This is a genomic window from Nostoc sp. CHAB 5715 (assembly GCF_020829685.1).
Classification (GTDB): domain Bacteria; phylum Cyanobacteriota; class Cyanobacteriia; order Cyanobacteriales; family Nostocaceae; genus Nostoc.
On sequence record NZ_JAIVFR010000440.1, the window covers coordinates 1 to 5,920 of the forward strand.

Sequence of the window (5,920 nt, forward strand, 5' to 3'; positions counted from 1 at the left end):
CCGATCTCCAAGCTTACTAGAAAAGTTAATTACCGAGATTTTCCCACAATAGTTTGTTAAAATTTTGTTTGTCAGAACGTACAATCAGGCGAACGTGCGGATTAAGTCGCCGTGCTGCAAAGGCAGCTTCTATATTTATCCGCTCATTTCTGGTCACTAAAAGTATTGAACGACACTGGTTTATACTTGCCTGCTCTAAAACATTTGGCTGGCGGCAGTCTCCTATAATTAACTTTTCTAGTAAGCTTGGTAGTTGTGGGACTTCCCAATGTTCGGGCTGCACATCATCAATGGCGCTAACTTTAACATCGTACTCCTTTAGAACTGCAACACAATGTTGCCCTAAACTTTGGAGTCCGCATACTAAGAAAAGGTCTTGAGGTTTTTTTTGATTAGTGGTACGAGGGAGATGCACTTTCTGTTGTTGATGGCAGCATTCGACACTGCTAACAGTATGTGTTTACTAGGATTATATCTCACCATTCGCGTAATCCTAATCCCCAGCCCCCAATTTCTAATCCCCAATCCCTCTTCACGACAGCAAACTAGCAGAATTAACATCCAAAAATAACGTTGCTTGGGATTGTTGACGGAGAATAGAAGCCGGACAGTCTGTGCTTATAGCTCCTTGCAACATCTTTTTTACTACATTCGCTTTACGTTTTTCTGCAGCAAGACAAAGAATTTTTTTAGCTGAACAAATCGTCGAGATGGTGACAGTAAAAGCATACTGTGGGACAGTTTCTAGATTCGGAAAGTGACCTGTGCTTACTTGTTGCTGACGGTTCACTGTATCTAGTTTCACTAGTTTCACACTGTAAGGATCTTGAAAATTTGCTACTGCTGGATCGTTAAAAGCCAAATGTCCGTTTTCGCCAACACCAAGACAGCATAAGTCAATTGGTTGTGCAAGGAGTAGTTTAGTGTAGCGATCGCACTCTGCTACTGGTTGCAATGTATCACCTTCTATATAGTGAAATACTTTAGGAACAACCCGCTTCTCTACACGTTCTCGCATATAGTGCCGAAAACTCGCAGAATGGTCAGCAGTAATTCCCAAATATTCATCTAGATGGAACAGAATAATCCGTGACCAATCTACACCACCCAATCCAATCAAAGCATCAAGAAATTTGAGTTGGGAGTTACCTGTTGCTAACAATACACCAGCTGTATCTTGTTGCTTGAGAACTTGCTGTAAATGCTTTTGCGCGATTTCAGCAACATCCTGGGCCATTTCGACTTCAGAGTTGTAAATCTGCACTAGTAAATCATCAAACCGCTTCGCAAAGTCATTAGTCATTAGTCACTTGTACTGAGCTTGTCCTGAGCTTGTCCTGAGCGTAGCCGAAGGGCGTAGTCGAAGGGTGTAGTCGAAGTATTAGTCATTAGTCATTAGTCCAAGAGATACCACGTCCCTTATAGACTTGGTTTGAATTAGTCTTACAGCGCTTTTCAAGTAATTGAACTACACCACTCCCCACTCCCCACTCCCTACTCCCCATCTCATCTGTGGTCTAAATACCTGAAAAATGCTGTAATAAGAGAGTTTTTTTCGCCCAGAAGGGGCGAGGTATGTACCAAAAACTCTTTATCAACCCGAAAAGAGTTTGTCGCGGCTAGCATTTGCTTACATTGTAAAGTTATCAATTATACGGCATGTTGAGAGTCTCTACCTGTGTGCGCTTATATGCCCTATCCAGTATAGATTTTAGGATTTAGCAGATTAATTTGTGACTTTTTGCCCTGTATTGACCAAAGAACAATCACTCAGAGAAAAAAACAATGTAAACTATTTAAATTAAGTTAACAATTATTTACATTTTACCCAAAAATCATGCTGGCTGCAATTCTCTTTGACCTAGACGGCACTATTGTCAACACTGACCCTATACACTACCGAGCTTGGCAGGAAATGCTGTTAAATTACAGTATACAAATTGACGAAACATTTTATAAATCCCGAATTAGTGGGCGGCTAAATCCAGAAATTGTTAAGGATATTCTGCCACAATTATCAACAGCAGAAGGGCAAAAATTTGCAGACGAAAAAGAGGCGCTTTTCCGCACACTCGCCCCGCATTTAAAACTGTTGAGTGGATTTTCTGAACTACTAGCATGGACAGAGACACATCAGTTAAAACGCGCATTAGTAACTAATGCTCCTAGATTAAATGCAGAATTTATGCTAGAGGTTTTGGAAATCAAAGAAGCTTTCCATACAGTTGTTTTAGCGGATGATTGTATTGCAGGTAAACCTGACCCTGCACCCTACCAAGTCGCCCTGAATAAGTTGGAGATTACAGCAGAGGAAGCGATCGCCTTAGAAGACTCTCCCTCTGGTATTCGTTCTGCGGTGGGCGCAGATATCCGCACTATTGGCATCGCCTCCACCCACGATCCCCAATTTTTACAGGAAGTCGGCGCATTTATGGCAATTCCAGATTTTACTGATTTGCAGTTGTGGACATTGCTCAACTCACTCATTGAACCAGATTTGAGTGCGATCGCTTCTAACTTGTAAGCGCAAAATCTTAGACCATCAAGAGTAGAGACGCGAATTTACTAACCCGTCTCTACTTATTTTTTTGCGAGAATCGCGTAAATTTCCCGCTTAACTTGCTCTAAAAGCTCACGCACCCGATTTATGCGCTCCATATTGCCACTGCGAGCAACCTGCACCACAACAGCAGCTAATTCTGTTGCAGCATTCCGCAACTCAATAAACTCTTGAGGCTTACCTGTCACGAAACTTTTGAAGGTATCCCAAGGAGAGTCTGAAGTTTCCTGTTGGGCACGTTCTGCCAATAATTGTCTACCTTCATCGGTGATCGTGTAAATCCGCTTGCCACCTTCCTGTGCGCTCTTGTGGGGAGTGGGGAGTGGGGAGTGGGGAGTGGGGAGCAGGGGGAGATGAGGGGGATAAGGAAGACAAGGGGACAAGAAGAATAACCATGCCCAATGCCCAATGCCCAATGCCCAATGCCCAATGCCCAATGCCCAATGCCCAATTCCCAATGCCCATTTTCAAGATATTTGCGGTTTACGCAGATGCCAAGTAGTAGATTGCTCATAAGCGTAAGCTACTTGAAACAGTAGGTCTTCTCGGAGGACATTGCCAATTAGCTGTAATCCTATCGGTAGTCCCTGATCATCAAAACCACATGGCAAACTTAAACTAGGTAAACCGGCAAGATTCACAGGAATAGTCATCAAGTCAGTTAAATACATGCTCAAGGGGTCAGTAGTTTTTTCCCCTGCTTTAAATGCTGTAGTGGGAGATGTGGGACAAACTAACACATCAACTGCGCCAAAAGCCTTTTCAAAGTCTTGCTTTATCAGGGTGCGAACTTTTTGCGCTTTCAGGTAGTAAGCGTCATAATAGCCAGCCGAAAGTGCGTAAGTGCCGATCATAATTCGGCGTTTGACTTCTGTTCCAAAACCTGTGGCACGGGTACGAGTGTACATCGATAGCAAATTATCGGCATCAGGGGCGCGGTAACCATATTTAACGCCATCGTAACGAGCCAGGTTTGCTGACGCTTCTGATGGGGCGATGATGTAGTAGGTGGGTAAGCCATAGCGAAAGCGGGGACAGGAAATTATATGAATTTCCGCTCCCAAACTTTGTAGTTGCTCTACTGCTTTGGTAACGGCTTGTTCCACTACAGCGTCTAAACCTTCACCAAAAGTTTCTTTGATGATTCCAATTCTTAGCTGACCTCTGGGTTTTAAGTCTGGTTTTAAGCTGGCGACGTAGTTGGGAATGGCTACTTTGAGACTGGTAGAGTCTTTGGGATCATAACCTGCGATCGCACTTAATAATATTGCCGCATCTTCCACTGTGTTTCCAAATGGCCCAATTTGATCCAAAGAGGAAGCGTAAGCCACCAAACCATAACGAGAAACCAGACCATAAGTGGGTTTCATTCCCACCACACCGCAAAAAGATGCAGGTTGCCGAATCGAACCGCCAGTATCAGAACCGAGAGCAACCACACATTCTTGAGCCGCCACCGCAGCAGCAGAACCCCCCGAAGAACCACCAGGAACTCGTGACAAATCCCAAGGATTAGCCGTGACTTGGTAGGCAGAGTTTTCTGTAGAACTACCCATCGCAAACTCATCCAAGTTGGTTTTGCCTACCATTACCGCCCCGGCATCTGCCAGTTTTTGCGTCGCTGTTGATTCATAAGGCGGCACGAAATTTTCCAAAATCCGGGAGGCGCAGGTGGTAGGAATTCCCTTAGTACATAAATTGTCCTTAATCCCAACAGGAATGCCTGCTAGCAGCCCAATTTCTTCTCCCGCAGCAATTTTGGCATCCACAGCACCCGCCTGCTCTAATGCCCGTTCTGCGGTAACACATAAAAAGCTGTGCAATTTCGGATCTAACGCTTGAATGCGCTCTAAAGCTTCTTGGGTAATTTCAACGGCAGAACGTTCTTTTTTAACCAGCTGTTGGTGCAACTCGCGGATGGATGCCATGATTGCTCTCTTTGTGACTCAAGTCATTGATTTTAGTACATATTGGTCGATATTGGGTATGGGGCATTGGGCATTGGGCATTGGGCATTGGGCATTGGGCATTGGAAACTTCTTCCCTATGCCCCATACTTCGGCTTACCTCGGCAACGCCCTTACGAGCGTGATGCGTAAAGCCCCCGTGCTTCAGCCGGGGGATATAAGCGAACAGGCTGAATTTATTCAGCCGTGATGTGGGTCATTAATGTACTCTAGAACTTTTTGAGTGCTAACTTTTCCTGTAGTGTCGAACATGAAAGAATGAGTCCACAAGCTAGGTAGTTTCGTTAATCCTGGAAACTCTTGTCTTAAGTATCTTGACGACCTACCTTTAAAAGCTTTCACTACTTGAGATATTGAGTGATGCGGGTCATACTCAACCAATAAATGAATATGATCTGGTGCAATCTCTAGTGCTTTGATAACCCATTTTTTATCATTGGCAACAGACTGAAATATTTCAATACATCGCAGTTTCAACTTTTCATTGTTAGCAAAAACCCTCCTACGCCTGCATGGTATCCAAACCAGATGAACAGTAGCCAATCCGATTGAGTGATTGTAGTGGTTATATACAGATTTCATGTAGATGAATATTGATTATCTACATGGATGATGATATCATAGCCACATGAAAACCATGAAGTTTAAGCTGTATCAACACAAAAGAAATAGATTCCTCAAGCGCATGATTAACGCGAGTGGGGTAATCTACAATCATTGCATTGCCCTACACAAACGATACTATCGAATGTGGGGCAAGCATTTGAGTTGTGCAAAACTTCAGTCTCATATTGCCAAGTTGAGAAAACGTAATCCATTCTGGCAGTCAGTAGGTTCTCAAGCAGTCCAAGATATTTGTCAACGCATTGAAAAAGCCTATCAGTTATTTTTTAAGCACAATAAAAAAGGAGTTAGACCACCAGGATTTAAGAAGGTTAAAAAATACAAATCATTCACCCTTAAACAAACTGGTTATAAGTTTTTGGGTGGCAACAAAGTAAAAATTGCTAATCGAGTTTATCAATTTTGGAAGTCTAGGGAGATAGAGGGAACAGTCAAAACCTTAACTATAAAGCGCACACCATTGGGTGAGTTGTTTATGGTTGTGGTTGTTGATGAAGGCGGTAAACCAGAAGTTGAAGTTAAGACGGGTAAAATCGCTGGTTTTGACTTTGGTTTGCGAACATTCCTTACCTGCTCAGATGGGACAACAATTGAGTCTCCCCAATTTTTCAAGCAATCAATCAATGCCATCAAAAAAGCTAGTAGACATCATTCTAAAAAGCTAAAGGGTTCATCCAATCGGGAACGAGCTTTTGAAAACCTAGTACGCAAACACGAAGATATTTGTAACCGTCGTCGTGATTGGTTTTGGAAGCTAGCGCATGAATTA

General features: G+C 43.2%; 8 protein-coding genes and 1 pseudogene. 3 read left to right on the forward strand and 6 right to left on the reverse strand.

Going from position 1 to position 5,920, the window contains the following annotated elements; translation table 11 throughout:
- Window positions 1-28 precede the first annotated feature (28 nt).
- Window positions 29-415 (reverse strand): annotated as a pseudogene (locus LC574_RS22530) (NAD-binding protein); the annotation flags it as partial.
- Window positions 416-532: 117 nt separating this feature from the next.
- Window positions 533-1,303, reverse strand: coding sequence for a glucosamine-6-phosphate deaminase (locus tag LC574_RS22535; RefSeq protein ID WP_229455739.1), 771 nt, complete (start codon window positions 1,301-1,303; stop codon window positions 533-535).
- A 534-nt stretch (window positions 1,304-1,837) separates the two neighbouring features.
- Between LC574_RS22535 and LC574_RS22540 the strand changes: the two genes are divergently transcribed.
- Window positions 1,838-2,524 carry an HAD family phosphatase gene (locus LC574_RS22540; RefSeq protein ID WP_229455741.1) on the forward strand — a complete coding sequence of 229 codons (687 nt, stop codon included), beginning with the start codon at window positions 1,838-1,840 and terminating at the stop codon, window positions 2,522-2,524.
- 56 nt (window positions 2,525-2,580) lie between these two features.
- Here LC574_RS22540 and LC574_RS22545 read toward each other — a convergent pair whose 3' ends face one another.
- Window positions 2,581-2,808 (reverse strand): hypothetical protein, encoded by a 228-nt coding sequence (locus tag LC574_RS22545; protein ID WP_229455742.1) that lies wholly within the window; start codon window positions 2,806-2,808, stop codon window positions 2,581-2,583.
- 74 nt (window positions 2,809-2,882) lie between these two features.
- On the opposite strand from LC574_RS22545, the gene LC574_RS22550 reads away from it, so the two are divergent.
- Complete coding sequence (locus tag LC574_RS22550) at window positions 2,883-3,062, forward strand: histidine kinase (RefSeq protein WP_229455743.1); 180 nt, start codon at window positions 2,883-2,885, stop codon at window positions 3,060-3,062.
- On the opposite strand, the gene gatA is transcribed toward LC574_RS22550, so the two are convergent.
- The 3 genes from gatA to tnpA form a co-directional block, all read right to left on the reverse strand.
- A complete protein-coding gene (gene gatA, locus LC574_RS22555; protein WP_229455745.1) occupies window positions 3,028-4,488 on the reverse strand; it encodes an Asp-tRNA(Asn)/Glu-tRNA(Gln) amidotransferase subunit GatA in 1,461 nt (486 codons plus the stop codon). The two genes, LC574_RS22550 and gatA, sit on opposite strands and share 35 nt — an antisense overlap.
- Entirely contained in the window at window positions 4,451-4,615 is a 165-nt protein-coding gene (locus LC574_RS22560; RefSeq protein WP_229455746.1) for a hypothetical protein, read from the reverse strand. Before LC574_RS22560 ends, gatA begins: the two co-directional genes overlap by 38 nt.
- Before the next feature lie 92 nt (window positions 4,616-4,707).
- Window positions 4,708-5,109, reverse strand: coding sequence for an IS200/IS605 family transposase (gene tnpA, locus LC574_RS22565; RefSeq protein ID WP_229455748.1), 402 nt, complete (start codon window positions 5,107-5,109; stop codon window positions 4,708-4,710).
- A gap of 46 nt (window positions 5,110-5,155) precedes the next feature.
- Here tnpA and LC574_RS22570 point away from each other — a divergent pair.
- The coding region (locus tag LC574_RS22570) for a transposase (protein WP_229455749.1) at window positions 5,156-5,920 on the forward strand (765 nt) is incomplete at its 3' end.